16 protein-coding genes and 1 pseudogene are annotated in these 20859 nt (G+C 67.4%); 8 read left to right on the top strand and 9 right to left on the bottom strand.

Annotation, left to right across the window (positions count from 1 at the left end; all coding sequences use genetic code 11):
* Positions 1-506: pseudogene (locus ACYP5B_RS42300) on the top strand (hypothetical protein); the annotation flags it as partial.
* 95 nt (positions 507-601) lie between these two features.
* A complete protein-coding gene (locus ACYP5B_RS42295) occupies positions 602-1681 on the top strand; it encodes a M14 family metallopeptidase (protein ID WP_459573584.1) in 1080 nt (359 codons plus the stop codon).
* A 93-nt stretch (positions 1682-1774) separates the two neighbouring features.
* On the opposite strand, the gene prmB is transcribed toward ACYP5B_RS42295, so the two are convergent.
* From prmB to dapC, 6 genes are all read right to left on the bottom strand, one after another.
* A complete protein-coding gene (prmB, locus tag ACYP5B_RS42290) occupies positions 1775-2668 on the bottom strand; it encodes a 50S ribosomal protein L3 N(5)-glutamine methyltransferase (protein WP_400091269.1) in 894 nt (297 codons plus the stop codon).
* Between the two features lie 25 nt (positions 2669-2693).
* Positions 2694-3845 carry a succinyl-diaminopimelate desuccinylase gene (gene dapE / locus ACYP5B_RS42285; protein ID WP_318231936.1) on the bottom strand — a complete coding sequence of 384 codons (1152 nt, stop codon included), beginning with the start codon at positions 3843-3845 and terminating at the stop codon, positions 2694-2696.
* Between the two features lie 242 nt (positions 3846-4087).
* Positions 4088-4435 (bottom strand): arsenate reductase, encoded by a 348-nt coding sequence (locus tag ACYP5B_RS42280; protein ID WP_267603363.1) that lies wholly within the window; start codon positions 4433-4435, stop codon positions 4088-4090.
* A 38-nt stretch (positions 4436-4473) separates the two neighbouring features.
* Positions 4474-4833 (bottom strand): hypothetical protein, encoded by a 360-nt coding sequence (locus ACYP5B_RS42275; protein WP_267606426.1) that lies wholly within the window; start codon positions 4831-4833, stop codon positions 4474-4476.
* Positions 4834-5009: 176 nt separating this feature from the next.
* Complete coding sequence (gene dapD / locus ACYP5B_RS42270) at positions 5010-5837, bottom strand: 2,3,4,5-tetrahydropyridine-2,6-dicarboxylate N-succinyltransferase (protein WP_267603361.1); 828 nt, start codon at positions 5835-5837, stop codon at positions 5010-5012.
* A 78-nt stretch (positions 5838-5915) separates the two neighbouring features.
* Positions 5916-7133, bottom strand: a complete 1218-nt coding sequence (gene dapC / locus ACYP5B_RS42265) for a succinyldiaminopimelate transaminase (protein ID WP_400091310.1) — start codon at positions 7131-7133, stop codon at positions 5916-5918.
* Between the two features lie 202 nt (positions 7134-7335).
* Between dapC and ACYP5B_RS42260 the strand changes: the two genes are divergently transcribed.
* The gene (locus tag ACYP5B_RS42260; RefSeq protein ID WP_459573583.1) at positions 7336-8313 is read left to right on the top strand and encodes a DMT family transporter; all 978 of its coding nucleotides are present in this window, start codon (positions 7336-7338) and stop codon (positions 8311-8313) included.
* 33 nt (positions 8314-8346) lie between these two features.
* Here the strand turns inward: ACYP5B_RS42260 and ACYP5B_RS42255 are convergent, their stop codons facing one another.
* Positions 8347-9222 carry a ferritin-like domain-containing protein gene (locus ACYP5B_RS42255; RefSeq protein WP_400091270.1) on the bottom strand — a complete coding sequence of 292 codons (876 nt, stop codon included), beginning with the start codon at positions 9220-9222 and terminating at the stop codon, positions 8347-8349.
* Positions 9223-9670: 448 nt separating this feature from the next.
* Between ACYP5B_RS42255 and smc the strand changes: the two genes are divergently transcribed.
* The 4 genes from smc (at position 9671) to def (ending at position 17272) form a co-directional block, all read left to right on the top strand.
* Positions 9671-13186: a chromosome segregation protein SMC gene (gene smc, locus ACYP5B_RS42250; RefSeq protein ID WP_400091271.1), complete on the top strand. Its 3516-nt coding sequence runs from the start codon at positions 9671-9673 to the stop codon at positions 13184-13186.
* Positions 13183-14553, top strand: coding sequence for a cell division protein ZipA C-terminal FtsZ-binding domain-containing protein (locus tag ACYP5B_RS42245; RefSeq protein WP_459573582.1), 1371 nt, complete (start codon positions 13183-13185; stop codon positions 14551-14553). Before smc ends, ACYP5B_RS42245 begins: the two co-directional genes overlap by 4 nt.
* 62 nt (positions 14554-14615) lie before the next feature.
* Positions 14616-16742: an NAD-dependent DNA ligase LigA gene (gene ligA, locus ACYP5B_RS42240; RefSeq protein WP_459573581.1), complete on the top strand. Its 2127-nt coding sequence runs from the start codon at positions 14616-14618 to the stop codon at positions 16740-16742.
* Entirely contained in the window at positions 16739-17272 is a 534-nt protein-coding gene (gene def, locus ACYP5B_RS42235) for a peptide deformylase (protein ID WP_400091276.1), read from the top strand. Before ligA ends, def begins: the two co-directional genes overlap by 4 nt.
* Positions 17273-17286: 14 nt before the next feature.
* Here def and ACYP5B_RS42230 read toward each other — a convergent pair whose 3' ends face one another.
* The gene (locus ACYP5B_RS42230; RefSeq protein ID WP_459573579.1) at positions 17287-18231 is read right to left on the bottom strand and encodes a LysR family transcriptional regulator; all 945 of its coding nucleotides are present in this window, start codon (positions 18229-18231) and stop codon (positions 17287-17289) included.
* Positions 18232-18400: 169 nt separating this feature from the next.
* Between ACYP5B_RS42230 and ACYP5B_RS42225 the strand changes: the two genes are divergently transcribed.
* Positions 18401-19546 (top strand): hypothetical protein, encoded by a 1146-nt coding sequence (locus ACYP5B_RS42225; RefSeq protein WP_400091279.1) that lies wholly within the window; start codon positions 18401-18403, stop codon positions 19544-19546.
* 82 nt (positions 19547-19628) lie between these two features.
* On the opposite strand, the gene ACYP5B_RS42220 is transcribed toward ACYP5B_RS42225, so the two are convergent.
* The coding region (locus ACYP5B_RS42220) for a pseudouridine synthase (protein WP_459573578.1) at positions 19629-20859 on the bottom strand (1231 nt) is incomplete at its 5' end.

The raw sequence follows: 20859 nt of genomic DNA, 5'->3' as shown, positions 1-20859 counted from the left end.
CGCCGCGTGCCCGCGGCGCGGCGGGCGGCGGCCGCCAAAGCAAGGCCAGCGACGCCGCGCTGCGGCGCGCGTCGGCCATCCGCTACCTGGTGCTGCGCATGGAGAAGGTGGCCGGCGTGCCGCGCGTCCAGCCCACCGTGCGTTTTCCTGCCCTCGAAGAGGTGTATCAGTCCTACCTGGAAACCGGCGAGCTGCCGGATGCCCAGGTCAAGCGCATCCTCGCCATCGAGCGCAGCGCAACCACCCCGCCCAAGCTCAAGACCATCAACCTGCTCGATGTCTATACCGCGCACGTCAAGCTGGAGCGCGCGATCCAGGAGTCCAACCGCGTCGAGCAGCGCCGCTTCCTGCGCAGCATCCATGATTGGCTGGCGCGCCACCTGGTGTTGTCCGCCGCCCAGATCGCCGCGGCAGGCATCCAGATGCATCCGCATGCGTTCCGCTCCCTGTTGCTGCGTGAGGTGGCGCCGGTGGATGCCAAGGGCGGGAAGGCCGGCAAAAGCTAGCTACCCGGCTTCGGGCGGCTTCGGATGGCAATACCCGGCAAGTTGGCGTTTAATAGCGGCACCCCCACTCCTCGCCGAGCGCGAAATCTGCTGTCATGTCCTTGCACACCAGCTTTTCCCGCAGTTATGCCGAAGCCCGGCAGAAATTCCGTGACGCGGCCCAGGCTGCCGGCGGCACCCTGACCGATTTCCCCCATCCCACCAAGCGCGGCTGCGCCGACGAGGAACTCGCCATGGATGTCGCCTGGGTGGGCGATGCAGAGGCCAGGCGCGTGCTCATGGTGACCTCCGGCATGCACGGCGTGGAAGGGTTCTGCGGCTCCGGGGCGCAGGTTGCCATGCTGGGCGACACGGATCTGCTGCAGGCGTGCGCCGGCGCCGGCGTGGCGCTGCTGCTGGTGCACGCGGTCAATCCCTATGGCTTCTCGCATATGCGGCGTGTCAACGAGGACAACGTTGACCTCAACCGCAATTTCATGGATTTCACCCAGCCGCTGCCCGACAACGCGCCGTATGCCGAGGTGGCGCCCATGCTGCTGCCCGAGCACTGGCCGCCCTCCGAGGCCGACCAGGCCGCGCTGATGAAGGCGGTGGCCGAGAAGGGCTTGCCCTGGTACCAGGCGGCGGTGAGCGCCGGCCAGTACCAGGCACCGCAAGGGCTGTTCTTCGGTGGCAACAAGGCGACATGGAGCAACTACACGCTGCGCCGCATCCTGGCGCGCTTCGGCGCCGGGCGCGAGGCCCTGCGCTGGATTGACGTACACACCGGCCTGGGGCCGTGGGGCTACGGGGAGCCGATCTACATGGGGCCGGACCATGCGGAGCATATCAATAGGGTGCGTGCCATCTGGGGCCGCAATGTCACGTCGATCTACGACGGCTCGTCTGCCTCGGCCAATCTCAATGGCATGGCGTGGGTGGCGGCGCCGGAAACCTTGCCGGCGCTGGACTACAGCGGCATCGCGCTCGAGTTCGGCACGGTGCCGGTCACGGAGGTGCTGGATGCGCTGCGCGGCGACCACTGGCTGCATCTGCATCCCGAGGCGGACGAAGGGCAACGCAACCTGATCCGGCAGGCGATGTGGCATGCGTTCTACGGCGATGCCGACGACTGGCGCGAGAGCGTGGTGGAGCAGGTGCGCGAGGCGACGGTGAAGGCGCTGGCGCTCTGGTAGAGCAAGCCGCGGCCGGCGTCAATCATCCTGGACGAAAAGCACAAGGGCCGGAGATTCCGGCCCTTGTCACGCTCGCAAGCCAGGCTGATGGCTTCAGCCCGGGAGTGCCTCGTACGTCAGCAGGAACACCTGCTCCTCGCCGGCGCTGACCGGCAACCAGACGATCTCCAGATCGGGGAACGCGGCTTGCACATTGGCGTGCTCGTTGCCGATCTCCACCACCAGCGCGCCACCCGGATTCAGGTGTGCCTTGGCGCCGGCAATGATGCGGCGGACCACGTCCATGCCGTCATCGCCACCGGCCAGTGCGATGCGCGGCTCGGCCTGGTATTCGGCCGGCAGCGCTTGCATGGAGGTTTCGTTGACGTAAGGCGGGTTGGTGAGGATCACATCGTATTTGGCGCCGGCGGGCAGCGGTGCGTACAGATCGCCCTCGTACAGGCTGATGCGGTCTTCCATCTTGTAGTCCGCCACATTACGGCGAGCCACGGCCAGTGCGTCCGGCGAAATATCGACTGCGTCGATACGGGCCTTCGGCCAGACGTGCGCGGCGATGATCGGCAAGCAGCCGGAGCCGGTGCACAACTCCAGCACCGGGCCGATCTCGGCGCTGTCGCCTACCCAGGGTTCCAGCCCTTCATGCAGCAGTTCGCCAACGAAGCTGCGCGGCACGATCACGCGCGAGTCCACGTAGAAGCGCAGGCCGTGCATGAAGGCCTCGTTGGTGATGTAGGCCGCCGGCACGCGCTCGGTGACGCGGCGCTCGATGACCTGCAACACGGCATCCACTTCTTCGGGCAGCAGGCGGGCGTCGAGGAACGGGTCGAGCGTGTCCAGCGGCAGGTGCAGCGTATGCAGCGTCAGGTACGCGGCTTCGTCGTAGGCATTGGCGCTGCCGTGGCCAAAAGACAGCTTGGCTTGGGTGAAGCGCGAGACCGCGAAGCGCAGCAGGTCGCGCACGGTGCGCAGGGGGGAGGAGGTGGCCATGTGGTCTTTCTTTTGTCCGCGGCGATCAGGCGATCAGGCGTTCCAGCACGCCGCGGTAGATGTTTTTGAGGGGTTCGATAAAGCGCACTTCCACGTGCTCGTCGATCTTGTGGATGCTCGCGTTGGGCGGCCCGAACTCGATCACTTGCGGGCAGATCTTGGCGATGAAGCGGCCATCGGAGGTGCCGCCGGTGGTGGACAGCTCGGTCTTGACGCCCGTCTGCGCTGCGATGGCGCCGGCCAGCGCTTCGGACAGGTCGCCGCGCGCGGTCAGGAAGGGCTCGCCGCCCAGGGTCCAGTCCAGGTCGTAGTCGAGCTGGTGGCGGTCCAGGATGGCATGCACGCGCGCCTTCAGGCCGTCGGGCGTGCTGGCGGTGGAGAAGCGGAAATTGAAATCGATGGTGACATGGCCCGGGATCACGTTGGTGGCGCCGGTGCCGCCGTGGATATTCGACATCTGCCAGCTGGTGGCGGGGAAATACTCGTTGCCTTCGTCCCAGCGTTCGTTCACCAGGTCGGTCAGCGCGGGCGCTGCCAGGTGGATGGGGTTCTTGGCCAGGTGCGGGTAGGCGATATGGCCCTGCACGCCCTTCACGGTGAGCTTGCCGGAGAGCGAGCCGCGGCGGCCGTTCTTGACCATGTCGCCCAGCGTGTCGACCGAGGTGGGCTCGCCCACGACGCAGTAGTCGAGCCGTTCGCCGCGTGCCTTGAGCGCTTCGACCACCTTGACGGTGCCGTCATGCGCGGGACCTTCTTCGTCGCTGGTGATCAGGAAGGCGATCGAGCCGGCGTGGTCCGGGTGAGCCTTGACGAATTCTTCCACCGCCACCACGAAGCCGGCGATCGAGGTCTTCATGTCGGCGGCGCCACGGCCATACAGCTTGCCGTCGCGGTGGCTGGGCAGGAAGGGGTCGGAGCCCCATTGCTCCAGCGGGCCGGTGGGCACCACGTCGGTATGGCCGGCAAAGGCCAGCAGCTTGCCCTCCTGGCCACGCGTGCCGCGCTTGACGGCCCACAGGTTGGTCACGCGGAAATCGTCCGGGCCGCTGACGATGGCTTCGCAGGCGAAGCCGAGCGCCTTCAGGCGGGTTTCCAGCACGGCCTGGCAGCCTTCATCGGCGGGCGTGACGGAGCGGCGGCGGATCAGGTCTTCGGTGAGGGCGAGGGTGGCGGTCATGAGAGGAATCAATAGGTCCAAGGGACTTAGCTATGGGGCAGTTGCATGCGGGCTTTGGCCTGTCGAAGAGCTGCCCGGTTTTCTGCCGTTCGCCGGGACGCCTGCGTCGCTCGGGACGTCCGCTGGTTTACTCCCCTCTCCCGCGAGAGCGGGAGAGGGGCCGGGGGAGAGGGAGTAACAACCGTCGGGCACCGCAAGCGGCGCTGGCGCATCCTGCCGGCTTCGGCCGGCGCTTCAGGGCTCTAAAACAAGCTGGCGTAATTATCCGGCGAAAACCCCACGCTGACGCTGCCCTTGTGGGCCAGCACTGGCCGCTTGATCAGCGAAGGGCTTTGCTGCATCAGGAGAATCGCGCCGGCATCCTGTTCCGCAAGCGCCTTGTCCGCATCGGACAGCGCGCGCCAGGTGGTGCCCTTGCGGTTGAGCAGGGTAGTGAGCGGCACATGCGCGAGCCAGCCGCGCAGCATGGCTTCGTCCACGCCTTGCTTCTTGAAATCGTGGAAGGTGTAGTCCACACCGTTGGATTCGAGCCAGGTACGGGCTTTCTTGACGGTATCGCAGTTGGGAATGCCGTAGAGCAGGACAGTCATGGCGATGAGCGGAGAAACGAGAGGGCCGGCCGGTCTGGCTAGCGCAGCAAAAGGTTGAGGGCGACCACCAGGCCGGCGAGGCCAAGCGCGAAACCGGCCATGGCCACGCCTGTCATCAGGCGCAACCGGCGATCCAGCCGTGCGGCCTCGCGGCGCAGGGCCTCGATGGTGATGGCATGTTGCTCGGCCAGCAGCTTGACGGCCTCGGCCTGCTGCATGGCGGCGTTTTCGAGATCCGCGATGCGTGCGGCAGGGTCGCGCGTGTCCGGGCCTGGCATGTCCGTGCTGCCATCGCGGCGCTTGCCCTTCTTGATCTTCTCGATGGTCTTGTTGGCCTGTTCGAGGATCGTGGGCAGCAGCGAGAGAACGGTGGTGACAGTGGTCGGGTCCAGGGCCATGAGTCGCTTGCGAAGGGCGGGCCAGCGGCGGCCGGCGGCGGTATCCATTGAGCGGGAACCGTTGGAGAGCGGGGAAAGGGGAGCGTTAGCGTTCTGATCCGGCATTCCGGTTCAGACCGGCCGCGCACGCGCGCGGTTCCGGGCCAGGGGCGCTCCCCTCGATGCGGCGGGCGAGATCAGTCGCCGCGCAGCAGGTCGTTCAGGCTGGTCTTGGCGCGGGTTTGCGCGTCCACCTTCTTGACGATCACGGCGCAGTACAGGCTGTACTTGCCATCCTTGGAGGGCAGGTTGCCCGCCACCACCACCGAGCCAGCCGGCACGCGGCCGTAGTGGATCTCGCCGGTTTCGCGGTCATAGATCTTGGTCGACTGGCCGAGGTACACGCCCATCGAGATCACCGAGTTTTCTTCCACGATCACGCCTTCGACCACTTCCGAGCGCGCGCCGATGAAGCAGTTGTCTTCGATGATGACCGGGTTGGCCTGCAGCGGCTCGAGCACGCCGCCAATGCCGACGCCGCCGGACAGGTGGACGTTCTTGCCGATCTGGGCGCACGAGCCGACGGTGGCCCAGGTGTCGACCATGGTGCCTTCATCGACGTAGGCGCCGATGTTGACGTACGAGGGCATCAACACGGCGTTCTTGGCGATGAACGAGCCGCGGCGGGCTACCGCCGGGGGCACCACGCGGAAGCCGCCCTTGGCGAAGTCGTCAGCGGTCCAGTTGGCGAACTTGGTCGGCACCTTGTCGTAGAACTGGGCGAAGCCGCCAGCGGACATCGGCGCATTGTCTTCCAGGCGGAACGACAGCAGCACGGCCTTCTTGATCCACTGGTTGACGATCCATTCCTTGCCTTGCTTCTGGGCCACGCGCAGGGCGCCGGTGTCGAGCTGGCCGATCACGTTGGCCACGGCTTCGCGGATGTCGTTGGGGGCGGACTTGGGCGAGAGGCTTGCGCGGTCTTCCCATGCCTGGTCGATCAGGGCTTGCAGTGCTTGCGTCATATGCGTGTTTTCAGTGGTTGATCGTTGTCTACAACAAAATACGGTGTGTGCGGTGCGCGTCGCCCGCGTCCTCCGGTTTCAGCCCAGCGATTTGCAGAAGGCGACGATGCGGCGCGCGCCTTCCAGGCATTCCTCGGGCGTGGCCACCAGCGCCATGCGCACGCGGTTGGCGCCCGGGTTGATGCCGTCGGCCTCGCGCGCCAGGTAGCTGCCCGGCAGCACGGTGACGTTCTGCTCGGCCAGCAGCCGCGCGGCAAACTCGGTGTCCGACAGGCCGGTGCGCGAGACATCCGCCCACAGGTAGAAGCCGGCATCAGGCAGCGCCACGCCCAGCACCTCGGCCAGCATCGGCGTGACCTCGGCAAACTTGCGCACGTAGGCGGCGCGATTGTCGCGCACATGGGCCTCGTCGTTCCAGGCCGCCACGCTGGCGGTCTGCACCGCCGGGTTCATGGCGCCGCCGTGATAGGTACGGTATAGCAGGAATTTCTTCAGCAGGGCGGCGTCTCCCGCCACGAAGCCCGAGCGCAGGCCCGGCACATTGGAGCGCTTGGACAGGCTGGAGAACATCACCAGGCGCTCGAAGGGATGGGCGCCCTCGGCGCGGCCCAGCTTGTGCGCCGCTTCCAGCGCGCCCAGCGGCGGCTCGCCTTCCTTGAAGTAGATCTCCGAGTAGCACTCGTCCGAGGCGATCACGAAGCCATGGCGGTCGGACAGCGCGAACAGTTCGCGCCAGTCTTCCAGCGACAGCACGGCGCCGGTCGGGTTGCCCGGAGAGCACACGAAGACCAGTTGCACCTTGGCCCAGGTCTCGGCGGGGATGCGATCGAAGGCGGGCGCAAAGTTGCGCGTCGGGTCGCTGTTAGCGAACACCGGGGTGGCGCCGGCCAGCAGGGCCGCGCCTTCGTAGATCTGGTAGAACGGGTTGGGGCACAGCACCAGCGCGCCAGGCTGGCTGGCGTCGACCACGGTCTGGGCGAAGGCGAACAGCGCCTCGCGCGAGCCGGTCACCGGCAGCACCTGGGTGGCGGCGTTGACAGCTGGCAGGTTGTAGCGGCGCTGGAGCCACGCGGCCATGCACTGTCGTAGTGCATCGGATCCGGCCGTTGTGGGATAATTCGCCAGTCCCTGCAGTGCATTCGACAGCGCCGTCTTGATGAACTCGGGCGTGGGGTGCTTGGGTTCGCCGATGCCGAAGCTGATCGCGGGCAGCGCGCCATTCGGTTTGACGTCAGCCAGCAGCACGCGCAGTTTCTCGAACGGATAGGGCTGGAGCAGGTCGAGGCGGGGATTCACGATCAGGTTCAGGCCGGATGGGCCAAGCTCAAAGCCGGTCATTATAAAGGATTGCCGGGCATTCCCGCGTGCCGTCAAGGCCCTGGTGGCGCGCCGCCCCGGCTGTGCCCGATTGTCTCCGATTGCCCCCGAGTGTCCCGCGGTGATTTTCCGATACCCAATACTGACTGGCTGCCCGACCGGCAGCCTTAACCGTTTTCCCATGAGCAATCTGCCTCCAGCTTCCACCGCGTCGGCCGCGGCCGACCCGCATGCCTTCAGATCCACTTTGTCCATCCTGCTGGGTGCTTCAGTCTGGGGCATCGCCTGGTTTCCCTACCGGGTGCTGGCCGGCTGGGGCCTGGGCGGCATGACGGCGGCCGCGCTGGTGAGCGCCATGGCCGCGCTGATTGCCTTGGTGGCCTTCGCCCGCCACCTGGGCGGCCTGCGCTGGTCGTGGCTGTTCGTGGCGATCGGGCTGGCGGCCGGCGTGACCAACGCCGGCTTTGTGTGGGGCAGCGTCAACGGCCACGTGATGCGAGTGTTGCTGCTGTTCTACCTGACGCCGGTCTGGACGGCCTTGTTCGCCCGCGTCTTCCTGGGCGAGAAGCTGTCGGCGCCCGGCTTGCTGCTGGTGGTGCTTGCGCTGTTTGGCGCGGGGCTGATGCTGTGGACGCCGGAAGTGGGCCTGCCGTTGCCCACGCGCGCGGCGGAATGGTCCGGCCTGATCGGCGGCATGGGGTTTGCCGTCAACAATGTGCTGTCGCGCCGGGCCGGGCAACTTTATCCGGAGATGGATGCGCGCCTGCGCACCGTGATGGTCTACCTGGGCTGCACGGCTGTCGGCCTGCCGTGCGCGCTGTTGCTGGAGCCGGGCGGCGTGGCGCTTGCGCAGCTGACCGGCTGGGGCGGCCTGGCGTTGATGCTGGGTCTCGCCGCCACGTTGGTGCTGAGCAATTCGGTGGTCCAGTACGGGCTGCAGCGGCTGCCGGCCAACCGGGTATCGCTGCTGATGCTGTTCGAGATCGTGATTGCGGCGGTGTCGTCGTGGTGGCTGGCGACCGAGACGCTGAGCTGGAAAGAGGCCGCCGGCGGCCTTTGCATCGTGGCGGCTGGCGCCTTATCGGGGCTGGTGCACCGCACCAGGGTACGTCGTGCCGACGCCGCCGCCGGTGCGGACCAGGCGCTGCAGCCGCAATAGCTGGCGCTCGGCCTTACTCGGCCTTACTCGGCCTCAATAAAGCATCGCCCGCGAGACCACCGCCACCAGCGGCTTGCGGATGGCGCGCTCCACGCCGGCATGCAGGCGCAGCGGGCGCAGCAGCATCTTGACCGTCATCTCGATCGGCAGGTTGCGCCGGATCACGGCGCTGACCCGGGAGTTGAGCTTGCGCACGTCCTTTTGCGGGATATCCTCGGTGCCGCGCTCGATGCGCAGCACATTGCGCAGCGCGATCTCCGCGTCTTCATTCTTGATTTCCAGCAGGCGGCGCACCAAAGCGCCCAGCACGCGCAGGCGGCCGAGCCGTTCCACGCCGTTGAAGGTGTTGAAGTAGCGGTAGAAATGCTTGTAGTGGCGCACCTCGTCATCGGCGATGCGCCGCGTCAGGTTGCGCAGCACCGGCTCGTCGCTGGCTTGCTCCAGGGAGCGGTAGAGGGCCGCGGTGCCGGTCTCGACCACGCAGCGCGCGGCCATCTCAAGGGCTTCCGTGGGCTCGAATTTGTCGATCGAGCAGGTATGGCGGTATTCCTCGAAGAACCGCGCGTAGCCGCGCTCCCAGTCGAACTCGGGCCAGACATGTTCCACATAGCGCCGCAGGGCCAGGCCGTGCTGCAGTTCCTCCGCCTCCCAGTGTTCAGACAGCCAGCAGGAAGCCTCGGGGTTGGCGGCGTAGTAGTGGGCCAGGTTGCCGGCATACGTGTCCGAGCCGCTTTCGACAAAGGACGCCGACACCAGCAGGTAGAACAACTCGCGATCGGGTCGCACCCGGGCGGTGTCGATGGCCTGGAAATCGATGTCGCTCAGGGACCAGGGTGGCGCTTTGGTCACAAAGCCGGCATCTTGGCCGGATGCGCTGCCGTCTGATATCGCCGGGGTGAAGGCGGTCATGCTGAACACTCCCAGAAGGGTCGCGAAGCCGGGCTCCGCGTTGGCCGGAGGCAGCCATTGCGCCGGTAAAAGGACGGCGGGCGCAATGGGCCTCAAGGATCACGCTGACAATGAAGAGACTAGCACTAACCCTCGGAAGTTTCCCGCCGGTGCCGAGCAAACGACGTCAATCAGCGCAGGGTGGTGGTCTTCGCCACATGGCAGCATTACCGGAGTGTGGGGCGCGAACCGCACAAGGTGTATCGGAAGCGGCCCAAATCCCCCAGGGAAATGCCTTGCGCTTAGCCCGGAAAGCGCCCGGACGCCGGAGGCGCGATGGTATGATTAGCGCCATCTATCGGGCACAAGAGAGAAGGCATGGGGCGCAACCGGCACGCGTCGGCCCCGCTTCTCGTTGGGGCCCGGCTCTCCTGAACGCTGCATTACGCTAGATACCCCACGACCAACCGTGCGACTGTCCTCGATCAAGCTGGCGGGCTTCAAGTCCTTCGTCGATCCCACCAATTTTCAAGTGCCCGGCCAACTGGTCGGCATCGTCGGTCCCAACGGCTGCGGCAAATCGAACATCATCGATGCGGTGCGCTGGGTGCTGGGCGAGTCGCGTGCCTCCGAGCTGCGCGGCGAGTCCATGCAGGACGTGATCTTCAATGGCTCCACCGCGCGCAAGCAGGCGGGGCGCGCTAGCGTCGAACTGGTGTTCGACAACCCCGAGGGGCGCGCTGGCGGGCAATGGAGCCAATATGCCGAGATCGCCGTCAAGCGGGTGCTGACCCGCGACGGCACGTCCTCCTACTACATCAACAACCAGGCCGTGCGCCGCCGCGACATCCAGGACATCTTCCTGGGCACCGGCCTGGGGCCGCGCGCCTACGCCATCATCGGGCAGGGCATGATCTCGCGCATCATCGAGGCCAAGCCCGACGACATGCGGATCTTCCTGGAAGAAGCCGCAGGCGTGTCCAAGTACAAGGAACGCCGCCGCGAAACCGAAAACCGCCTGTCGGACACGCGCGAGAACCTGACCCGCGTCGAAGACATCCTGCGCGAGCTTGGCACCAACCTGGACAAGCTCGAAGGGCAGGCCGAAGTGGCCCAGCGCTTCAAGACCTTGCAGTCCGACGGCGAGGAAAAGCAGCACCTGTTGTGGCTGCTGCGCAAGCGCGAGGCCCAGGCCGAGCAGGAGCGGCACACGCGCGCCATCGAGCAGGCCCAGATCGACCTGGAAGCGCAAACCGCGCAATTGCGCCACGTCGAGGCCGAGCTCGAGACCATGCGCGCCGCGCATTACGCGGCCTCGGACAATATGCACACCGCGCAGGGCGGCTTGTACGAGGCCAATGCCGAAGTCAGCAAGCTCGAAGCCGAGATCCGCTATGTGGTGGAGTCGCGCAACCGCGTGCAGGCCCAGATCGCCGCACTGACGGCGCAGCGCGAGCAGTGGCAGGGCAAGGCCGAGCAGGCTACCGATGCCTTGGCGCAGGCCGAGGAAGAACTGGCGGTGGCCGAAGGCCGCACCATCGAGGCCCAGGAGGCCGTCGCACACAAGACTGACGAGCTGCCCACGCTGGAAGCCCAATGGCGCGATGCCCAGGTGCTGTCCAACGAGCAGCGCGCCAGCATCATGCAGGCCGAGCAGGCACTCAAGCTGGAGGCCGCGCAGCAGCGCAGCGCCGACCAGATGCTGCAGCAGCTCGAGCAGCGCCGTGAGCGCTTGTCCGGCGAAGAAAAGGGGCTGGACCGTCCCGATGAGATCCGCCTGGAAGAGCAGCGCGCCGAGCTGGCCGAGCAGGAAGCCGTGCTGGAAGAGGCGCAGGCCATCCTGGCTGACTCCGCCGATAGCGTGCCGCGCCTGGACAGCGAGCGCCGCAGCGCGCAGGAGCGCGTGCAGCGCGAGGCCGCCGCGATCGGGGCACTGGAAGCGCGCCTGGCCGCGCTCAGGCAATTGCAGGAAAACGTGCAGACCGAAGGCAAGGTGCAGCCGTGGCTGGCCAAGCACGGCCTGGCCGAGCTGCCGCGCCTGTGGAAGAAGCTCCATATCGAGCCGGGCTGGGAAAGCGCGCTGGAATCCGTGCTGCGTGAAAAGCTCGGCGCGCTCGAAGTCTCCAACCTGGACTGGATCAAGTCCTTCCTGTCCGACGCGCCGCCTGCCAAGCTGGCCTTCTATTCGCCGCCGCCGGCCGCGCGCCCGCAGGAAGCCCCTGCCGGCCTGCGCCCGCTGATGGCGCTGGTGCAGATCACCGAGCCCGGCATCCGGGCCGTGATGCAGGACTGGCTGGCCGACATCTACACCGCTGCCGACATGGCGTCGGCGCTGGCCCAGCGCGCCACGCTGCCGGAAGGTGCGTCGTTCGTGGTGGCCGAGGGCCACCTGGTGGGCCGCAACTCGGTCCACCTCTATGCGGCCGATTCCGAGCAGGCCGGCATGCTGGCCCGCGAGCAGGAAATCGAAAACCTGCAGAAGCAGGCGCGCGCCCAGCTGCTGCTGTCCGACGAAGCCAAGAGCCAGGCGGTCCGCGCCGAAGCAGCCTACACGCAGGCCAGCGCGGCGCTCACCGAGGCGCGCGGGCGCAGCGAGCAAGCCACCCGCCGCGTGCACGCGCTGCAGATGGACGTGCTCAAGCTGTCGCAGGCCATGGAGCGCTACGCTGCGCGCAGCGGCCAGATCCGCGAGGAACTGGCGGAAATCGCCGCGCAGATCGAAGAGCAGCGCGCCATCCGCGCGGAATCCGAAGCCAGCTTCGAGCAGCATGACGCCGCCCTGGCGGAGATGCAGTCTACCCACGAAGACCACCAGATGGCCTTCGAAGCGCTGGACAGCAAGCTGTCATCGGCACGGCACCAGCTGCGCGATTTCGAGCGCGCGGCGCAGGAAGCCCTGTTTGCCGAGCGCAACCTGGCTAACCGCATCGACGAGCTGCGCCGCAATATCCAGACCGCCGGCGACCAGTCGGAGCGTCTTGCGCAGTCGCTGGAAGACGCCCGCGTCGAGCTGGAAACCATCAACGAGCAGACCGCCCACACCGGGCTGCAGGACGCGCTGGAGCGGCGCGCCGTGAAGGAAGAAAAGCTCCAGCTCGCCCGCACCGAGCTGGACGCGCTGTCGGCGCAACTGCGCCAGTACGACGACCAGCGCCTGGCCGCCGAGCGCAGCCTGCAGCCGCTGCGCGACCGCATCACCGAGTACCAGTTGAAGGAACAGGCCGCGCGCCTGAACCAGGAGCAGTTCAGCGAGCAGCTGACCACCGCAGAGGTGGACGAGGCCGCGCTGGCCGAGAAGCTCACGCCCGATCTCAAGCCCTCCTACCTGCAGGGCGAGGTCACGCGCCTGAACAACGCCATCAATGCGCTCGGGCCGGTGAACATGGCCGCGCTGGACGAACTGGCGGCGGCGCGCGAGCGCAAGACCTTCCTCGATGCGCAGTCGGCCGACCTGGTCGACGCCATCACCACGCTGGAAGACGCGATCCACAAGATCGACCAGGAAACCCGCGCGATGCTGCAGGGGACCTTCGACCAGGTCAACCACCACTTCGGCGAGCTGTTCCCGTTGCTGTTCGGTGGCGGGCAAGCCAAGCTGATCATGACCGGTGACGAAATCCTCGACGCGGGAGTGCAGGTGATGGCGCAGCCGCCGGGCAAGAAGAACTCGACCATTCACTTGCTGTCGGGCGGCGAGAAGGCCCTGACGGCCATCGCGCTGGTGTTCGCCATGTTCCAGCTCAATCCGGCGCCGTTCTGCTTGCTCGACGAGGTGGACGCGCCGCTGGACGATGCCAATACGGAGCGCTACGCCAATATGGTGGCGCGCATGTCGGACAAGACCCAGTTCGTCTTCATTTCCCACAATAAAATCGCAATGGAAATGGCACACCAGTTGATTGGCGTGACGATGCAGGAGCAAGGGGTATCGCGTATCGTCGCCGTGGATATGGACGCAGCGATCTCGATGGCGGAGGCAGCATGACGCTCCAGACAGCCCTGATCGTTGCCGGTATTGTCCTGCTGCTGCTGGTCGTAGCCTATAACCAGTGGCAGATCCGCAAGGCGCGCCGCCCGCGCGCGCTGCAGCCCGAAGACGACCTGCCGCCGATGCGCGAGCCGGTGGTCAGCCCGGTGATCAAGCCGGAAGTCAGCGCCAAGCTGCACGAGCCGTCGCCCGAGCATCAGGTCGAGCGCCGCGAGCCCACGCTGTCGGCCTCGCCGCTGGACGCCGCCGCCGTGGCGGCTCGCATGGCCGCCAGCTCGGCCGATGCCGACGACGCCCTGGCGGACGAAGTCGCCGTTGCTGCGGCGCCCTCATCGACTCATGCGCCCCATGCGCCCCATGCGGCTGCCGGCAAGCCCGGGCATGCCGAGGAGTCGGGACAGCCTGCCGGGCCCACTGAGCCGCATGACGCTGCGGACCATGAAGAACGCGCCGAACAGGTCAAGCCCAAGCAAGAGCCTGCGCCTGCCAAAGAACCGCAGCCCGAGCCCGTTGCACTGGATGGCCAGCCCACGCCGGCCGTCATCGATCCGCTGATCGACTGCATCGTGCCGCTGCACCTGGAGCGCAAGAGCTCGGGCGATCGCATCCTGCCGCTCACCGGCCGCCTGCGCCGCGCGGGGACCAAGCAGGTGCATATCGAAGGCCTGCGCAGCGAAGCCAATGCCTGGGAGCCGGTCACCGCCGGCCATCAGTACGAAGACCTGCAGGTAGCGGTGCAGCTCGCCAACCGCGGCGGCGCGCTCAATGCGCTCGAGTTTTCCGAGTTCGTCAATGCGGTGGAAGCGCTGGCCGAAGCGCTCGACGCCTCCGCCGAGCTGCCGGACATGACCGAGACGGTGGCCAATGGCCGCGAGCTGGATGCGTTTGCCGCCAGTTGTGATGTGCAGCTTGGCGTCAACGTGATCTCCGACGGCGCGCCATGGTCGGCCGCCTATGTGCAGACGGTGGCGACCCAGGACGGGCTGGTGCTGTCGCGCGATGGCACGCGCTTCACGCGCTATCAGGCCAACGCCGAGGGCGTGCAGCGGGCCTTGTTCACGCTGCAGTTCGGCGACACCAACTTCCTGCGCGATGACCTCACGGCCAAGGCTGGCCGCCAGATCACGCTGCTGCTCGATGTGCCGTCCGCGGCGCAGGCGACCAAGCCGTTCAAGACTGTTTGCGAGTACGGCTACAGCCTGGCGCAGCGCATGGGCGCGCAACTGGTCGACGACAATATGCGGCCGCTGAGCGAATCGTCCTTCGTCGCCATCTTCGGCCAGCTTCAGACGCTCTACGACAAGCTCGAGGCGCGCGGCATGCCTGCGGGCTCGCCGGTGACGCTACGTTTGTTCAGTCTCTGAAACGCCAGTTCTGCATCGACGATATCGACGACAACGACGACAACGGATTCAGTCCCTCCAGCATGAGCACCAAACCAGAAGGTGCGGCGGCGCAAGCCCCCGCGCCTGTCAGCGATTTTCCCGCCGCGCGCGCCGACTGGCTGCGCGCCGAGCTAGAGCGCCACAATTACCAGTACTACGTCCTCGATGCGCCGTCGGTGCCCGATGCGGAATACGACGCGCTGTTCCGCGAATTGCAGGACATCGAGGCCGTCCATCCCGACTTGCTGACCCCGGAGTCGCCCACGCAGCGCGTGGGCGGGCAGCCGCTGTCCGCCTTCGATACGGTGCGCCACGCCATCCCGATGCTGTCGCTCAACAACGGCTTCGAGGATGAGGACGTGGTGTCCTTCGACCGGCGTTGCGCACAGGGGCTGGGGCGCGCCGCGCCCGCCGAGGGCGCGGCCGACCTGTTCAGCGCCGCCGAGGCGGTGGAATATGCCTGCGAGCTGAAGTTCGACGGCCTGGCCATGTCCTTGCGCTACGAGGGCGGCCGGCTGGTGCAGGCCGCCACCCGCGGCGACGGCGAGACCGGCGAGGACGTGACCGTCAACGTGCGCACCATCAAGGCAATTCCGCTGCGACTACGCGGCAAGGCTGTGGACTTGCCGGCGGTGCTGGAAGTGCGCGGGGAAGTCTTCATGTACCGCCGCGAATTCGACAAGCTCAATGCGCGGCAGGCCGAGGTCGGAGAAAAGACCTTCGTCAATCCGCGCAATGCCGCCGCCGGCAGCCTGCGCCAGCTGGATCCGCGCATCACCGCGAAGCGCCCCTTGTCGTTCTTTGCCTACGGCTTGGGCGATCTGCAAGGCGCGCCGCGTCCGCAGACGCACAGCGCCATGCTCGACTGGTTCGCCGAGATCGGCATGCCGGTCTGCGCGGAGCGCGCGGTAGTGCGGGGCGCCGAGGGCTTGCTGGACTTCTACCGCGGCGTGGGCGAGCGGCGCGCGGCCTTGCCCTACGATATCGACGGCGTCGTGTACAAGGTCAACGCGCTGGCCGAGCAGGAGCGCCTTGGCTTCGTGTCGCGCGCGCCGCGCTTCGCGCTGGCACACAAGTTCCCGGCCCAGGAAATGACCACGGTGGTCGAGGACATCGAGGTGCAGGTTGGCCGAACCGGCGCCATCACGCCGGTGGCGCGGCTGGCGCCGGTGTTCGTGGGCGGCGTGACGGTGACCAATGCCACGTTGCACAACGAGGACGAGATCCGCCGCAAGGACGTGCACATCGGCGATACCGTGATCGTGCGGCGTGCCGGCGACGTGATTCCCGAAGTGGTGGCGGTGGTGCCGGAGCGCCGGCCTGCCCACGCGCGCGCCTTTGTCATGCCCACCGCATGCCCGGTGTGCGGATCGCATATCGAGAAGCTGGAAGGCGAGGTGATCGCACGCTGCACCGGCGGGCTGATCTGCCCGGCCCAGCGCAAGCAGGCGCTGCTGCATTTCGCGCAGCGCCGCGCCATGGATATCGAAGGCCTGGGCGACAAGGTGGTCGAGCAGCTGGTCGATATGGCTATCGTGCACACGCCGGCCGATCTCTACAAGCTCGGCGTCGCCAAGCTGGCCGCGCTGGACCGGATGGCCGACAAGTCGGCCACCAACCTGGTGGCAGCGATCGAGGCCTCGCGCGAGACCACGCTCAACCGTTTTATCTTCTCGCTTGGCATCCGCCATGTGGGCGAAGCGACGGCCAAGGACCTGGCCAAGCATTTCGGCAAGCTCGACGGGCTGCTGGCAGCCGATGAGGCCGCCTTGCTGGAGGTCAACGACGTGGGGCCGGTGGTGGCGCAGTCCATCGCCAACTTCCTGGCCGAGCCACACAATGTGGAAGTCATCGAGCAATTGCGCGCCGCCGGCGTGCACTGGCCGGAGAGCGAGCCGGCGGCACGCGCCGCGCCCGCTGCGCTGGCCGGCAAGACGTTCGTGCTGACCGGCACGCTGCCCACGCTCGCGCGCGAGGACGCCAAGGAAATGCTGGAAGCCGCCGGCGCCAAGGTGGCCGGCTCGGTGTCGAAGAAGACCGACTATGTGGTGGCTGGCGCGGAAGCCGGCAGTAAACTGGAAAAGGCCGAGGCGCTCGGCGTGCCCGTGCTGGACGAGGCCGCCATGCTGGCGTTGCTGGCCGAGCTTAAAACCGGAGATCAAGCATGATCCGTGACATTCTCAAGATGGGCGATCCGCGCCTGCTGCAGGTCGCGCGCCCTGTCACGCGCTTCAACACGCCGGAGCTGCGCCTCCTGATCGACGATATGTTCGACACCATGGATCACGCCAACGGCGCTGGCCTGGCCGCGCCGCAGATCGGCGTGGACCTGCAGGTGGTGATCTTTGGCTTCGACCGCAATCCGCGCTATCCCGACGCACCCACCGTGCCCAAGACGGTGCTGATCAATCCCGAGCTGACGCCGCTTGGCGAGGAGCAGGATGAAGCCTGGGAAGGCTGCCTGTCGGTGCCGGGGCTGCGCGGGGTGGTGTCGCGTTTCACGCGCCTGAAGTACACCGGCTTTGACATGATGGGCGGGCGCATCGAGCGCGTGGCCGAGGACTTCCACGCGCGCGTGGTGCAGCATGAATGCGATCACCTGCAGGGCATCCTCTATCCCATGCGGGTGACGGACTTCACGCGTTTCGGCTTTACCGAGGTGCTGTTTCCCGACCTGCCTCCCAATAGCGACGACTGAGCGGCGACGACTGCTCAGCGATTGCCCTGGCGGCGATGGCGTGCCGCGATGCGGTGGGTCAGGGCGACCAGCGCCGCGCAGGCAGGGTTGTCGTCGCGCTCCCGGTAAGCCAGGGTCAGCGGCGCGCGCAGCTGGTCGGCTTCTTTCATGCGGCGGTAAGCCACGCCGTGCGGGTTGAGCCCGGCCATCGAGGCCGGCACCACCGTCACGCCGGCGCCGGCGGCTACCAGGTTAAGGTTGCTCAGCATCCGCTCGACTTCCGCGCCCACGCGGGGCGTGAAGCCCAGCCGCTCGCACACCTTCAGCAGATCGCCATACATGCCCGGCGCGCCTGGGCGCCGCACCAGGATGAACGCGTCGTCTGCCAGCGCGCGCAGCGAGATGGCTTCCTGGGCCGACGTGTGGGCCGACTCAGCACGCTTGCGCAGCAGCGGATGGTCCAGCGGCAGCGCGATCACCATTTCCTCTTCCAGCAGCAGCTCGAAGCGCAGGCCTTCGGGGCGACCCACCGGCGCGCGCAACAGCGCGACATCGAGCGTGCCCGCGGTGAGTTGCTCGATGACCTCGGCGGCGTTGTTCTCGCTGAGCTTGAGCGCGATGCCGGGAAACCGGCGGCGACAGGCGCGCAGCACCTCCGGCGTCAGCTTGTGCGCGGCGGCCGAGCTGGTGAAGCCGACCGATAGCATGCCTTCCTCGCCGCGCGCCATGCGGAGCATGCGCTGGCGCGCCTGGTCCAGGCGGGCAAAGATGTCCTGCGCGTCGGTACGCAGCGCGCGCCCGGCGGCGGTGAGCGTCACGCCGCGTGGCTGACGCTCGAACAGGATCACCCCAAGCTCGGCCTCGAGCGCCTTCAACTGTTGCGACAGCGGGGGCTGCTGGATGCCGAGCTGCTCGGCGGCGCGCGTGATGTGGCCGGTTTCGGCTACCGCGAGGAAGTAGCGAAGGTGTCTCAGTTCCATGATTTGTTTCCGGGCCGGCGCTGCAGGATACATATCTTTTAGATATGTATCTCCACTGTGGCATATATTTTACATCCAGGTTGCGGCGGCCTAGGATGATGCGGCTTTACGAACGAAAACACTGGCGCGCGCCAAGCGACGCGCCACATCGAGCATCAGGAGACAGGACATGAAGACAATTCGGCTTGCGCGTTGCGCGTCGATCGCACTGATTGCGCTGGCCGCGGCGGCCCAGTTCGGCTGCGCTGCCCCGGGCGCGGACAGTGCCGCGAAGCAGGCCGCGCCGGCGGCCGGCACGGCGCCGCAAGCCGCTGCCCCCCAATGGCAACGGGTCAGGCTCGGCACGGGCGCGAGCGCCTACGATTTCCCGGTCTACGCCAACCATCCGCTGGACGGCGACCTGCGCGGCATCCGCGAGGTGATCTTCGTCCAGCACGGGCTGCGGCGCAATGGCGACGACTACTTCACGGCCGGCGCGGCTCTGCTCAAGCAAACCGGGCGTAATCCCGACGAGGTGCTGCTGCTCGCGCCGAACTTCCCGGGCACGCCGGATGCGGCCAAGGGCAAGCATTTCGACGGCATGCCGATGTGGAGCGTGCAGGGCTGGATGGGCGGGGAGGACGCGGTCAACCCGCCGTTCTCGGTCAGCTCGCTGCAGGTGCTGGACGACCTCGTCGGCATGGTGACCAACAAGGCCCGTTTTCCCGCGGTGACCCGCGTGACGGTGGCCGGCCACTCGGGCGGCGCGCAGCTGGTGCATCGCTATGCGGTGCTGAACAACGTCGACGAGCGCATCCGCGCGGGCGGCATCGATCTGCGCTACGTGGTGGCGAATCCTTCGTCGTATCTGTATTTCACGCCGGAGCGCCCGCGCGGCAAGGACTTTGCGCCCTATGACACGGCCATTTGCGCGGACTACGACAAATACCGCTATGGCATGCGCGACATGGTGCCCTATGCGCGCGGCGCGACGGGCGATGCGCTGTTCCGCCGCTATCAGCAGCGCCAGGTGACCTACCTGGTGGGCTCGGAAGACAACGACCCCAACCACCGCGTGCTCGACAAGGCCTGCGGCGCCGAGGCCGAGGGGCCGACCCGGCTGGAGCGCGCGCGCGGCTACCTGCGCTACCTGCAATACCTTGCCATGCCGTTGGGCAGCCAGCGCCCGCCGGTGCGCCACCAGGCGTTCGAGGTGGTTGGCGTGGGGCACAACCAGGAGCGGATGCTCGGCTCGCAATGCGGCGCCAAGGCGGTGTTCGGGCTGGTGGAGACGGCCAATGCGCACGGCGCGGCTTGCCGCGCGCCGCAGCTGTGAAGCAATTGGCGCAGGGCAGCGCGCGCGCCATGGTGGACTTGCAGGGCGGCCATGGCGGCCGCCAGCTTGCTTCGGCTGGTGCTTAGAACTTCTCGAAGGCGCCAAGGAAGCGCCACTGGCCCACCGGCAGGTCGCCCAGCACGATGCGGCCCATGCGCACGCGCTTCAGGCCCACGACCCGCAGGCCAACCTGTTCGCACATGCGGCGGATCTGGCGCTTCTTGCCCTCGCGCAGGACGAAGCGCAACTGCTCCTCGTTCTGCCAGCTCACCTTGGCCGGCTTGAGCGCCTCGCCATCCAGCGACAGGCCGTGGCGCAGCTTCTCGATCAGTTCCACCGGGAACACGTGCGAGATGTCGCGCTCGACCAGGCCTTCCGGCGAATCCCAGCTCACCCGCACCAGGTATTCCTTCTCGACGGTCGAGTCCTCGCCGATCAGGTGGCGCGCAACGCGGCCGTCCTGGGTCAGCACCAGCAGGCCGGTGGAGTCGATGTCGAGCCGGCCGGCAGGCGCCAGGCTCTTGCGATGCCACGGGGCAAAGCGCTTGCGGGTGGGGTCCTGCTCCCACTGGTTTTCCGGCGCGAACAGCACAGCGGCGGGCTCGTAGCCATCTTCGGCCTGGCCCGACACGTAACCGACCGGCTTGTGCAGCAGCACGGTCACGCGTTCGCCTTGCTCGGAGCGCGCAGCCTGGTGGATCTCGATGTTGGCGTCCGGGCTGATGCGCGAGCCGAGCTCGGTGACGGGCTGGCCGTCGACCAGTACCCAGCCGCGCGGAATCCATTCATCGGCTTCGCGGCGCGAGCACAGGCCGAGTTCCGACATCCGCTTGGACAGGCGCACCAGGCCATCGGAGCTAGGTTGGGGCGCGTTTTGCACGGGGGCCGCACGTTCCGTACGTTCGGGGCGGGCGCCCTGGTAGTCGCGCCGGCCGGCATCGCCGGAGCGGTGCGGACGGTCTTGTCCTTCGCCCGGGCCGAAGCGGCGCGCACGGTCATTGTCGCCACCGGGAGCGGGACGGCGAGGGCGGTCGTCGCCCTGGCCGGCAAAGCGGCGCGGACGGTCCTGGCCTTCGCCGGGACCGAAATTGCGCGGGCGATCGTTGCCTTCTCCGGCAAAGCGGCGAGGGCGGTCCTGGCCCTCGCCCGGGGTGAAGCGGCGCGGACGGTCTTGCCCTTCGCCGGGCGCGAAGCGACGCGGACGATCCTGGCCTTCGCCCGGGGCGAAGCGACGCGGGCGGTCCTGGCCTTCGCCGGGCGCAAAACGGCGCGGGCGGTCCTGGCCTTCGCCGGGCGCGAAACGGCGCGGGCGG

This window comes from Cupriavidus sp. 8B (assembly GCF_054589115.1).
This window is presented reverse-complemented; position numbering and strand designations above follow the sequence as displayed.

What these genes read in the sequence shown, in the direction of transcription:
- ACYP5B_RS42295 (WP_459573584.1), top strand. Translation starts at nt 602, where the DNA reads ATGTCCTTGCACACCAGCTTTTCCCGCAGTTATGCCGAAGCCCGGCAG.
- prmB (WP_400091269.1), bottom strand. Translation starts at nt 2,668, where the DNA reads ATGGCCACCTCCTCCCCCCTGCGCACCGTGCGCGACCTGCTGCGCTTC.
- dapE (WP_318231936.1), bottom strand. Translation starts at nt 3,845, where the DNA reads ATGACCGCCACCCTCGCCCTCACCGAAGACCTGATCCGCCGCCGCTCC.
- ACYP5B_RS42280 (WP_267603363.1), bottom strand. Translation starts at nt 4,435, where the DNA reads ATGACTGTCCTGCTCTACGGCATTCCCAACTGCGATACCGTCAAGAAA.
- ACYP5B_RS42275 (WP_267606426.1), bottom strand. Translation starts at nt 4,833, where the DNA reads ATGGCCCTGGACCCGACCACTGTCACCACCGTTCTCTCGCTGCTGCCC.
- dapD (WP_267603361.1), bottom strand. Translation starts at nt 5,837, where the DNA reads ATGACGCAAGCACTGCAAGCCCTGATCGACCAGGCATGGGAAGACCGC.
- ACYP5B_RS42260 (WP_459573583.1), top strand. Translation starts at nt 7,336, where the DNA reads ATGAGCAATCTGCCTCCAGCTTCCACCGCGTCGGCCGCGGCCGACCCG.
- ACYP5B_RS42255 (WP_400091270.1), bottom strand. Translation starts at nt 9,222, where the DNA reads ATGACCGCCTTCACCCCGGCGATATCAGACGGCAGCGCATCCGGCCAA.
- ACYP5B_RS42245 (WP_459573582.1), top strand. Translation starts at nt 13,183, where the DNA reads ATGACGCTCCAGACAGCCCTGATCGTTGCCGGTATTGTCCTGCTGCTG.
- ligA (WP_459573581.1), top strand. Translation starts at nt 14,616, where the DNA reads ATGAGCACCAAACCAGAAGGTGCGGCGGCGCAAGCCCCCGCGCCTGTC.
- def (WP_400091276.1), top strand. Translation starts at nt 16,739, where the DNA reads ATGATCCGTGACATTCTCAAGATGGGCGATCCGCGCCTGCTGCAGGTC.
- ACYP5B_RS42230 (WP_459573579.1), bottom strand. Translation starts at nt 18,231, where the DNA reads ATGGAACTGAGACACCTTCGCTACTTCCTCGCGGTAGCCGAAACCGGC.
- ACYP5B_RS42225 (WP_400091279.1), top strand. Translation starts at nt 18,401, where the DNA reads ATGAAGACAATTCGGCTTGCGCGTTGCGCGTCGATCGCACTGATTGCG.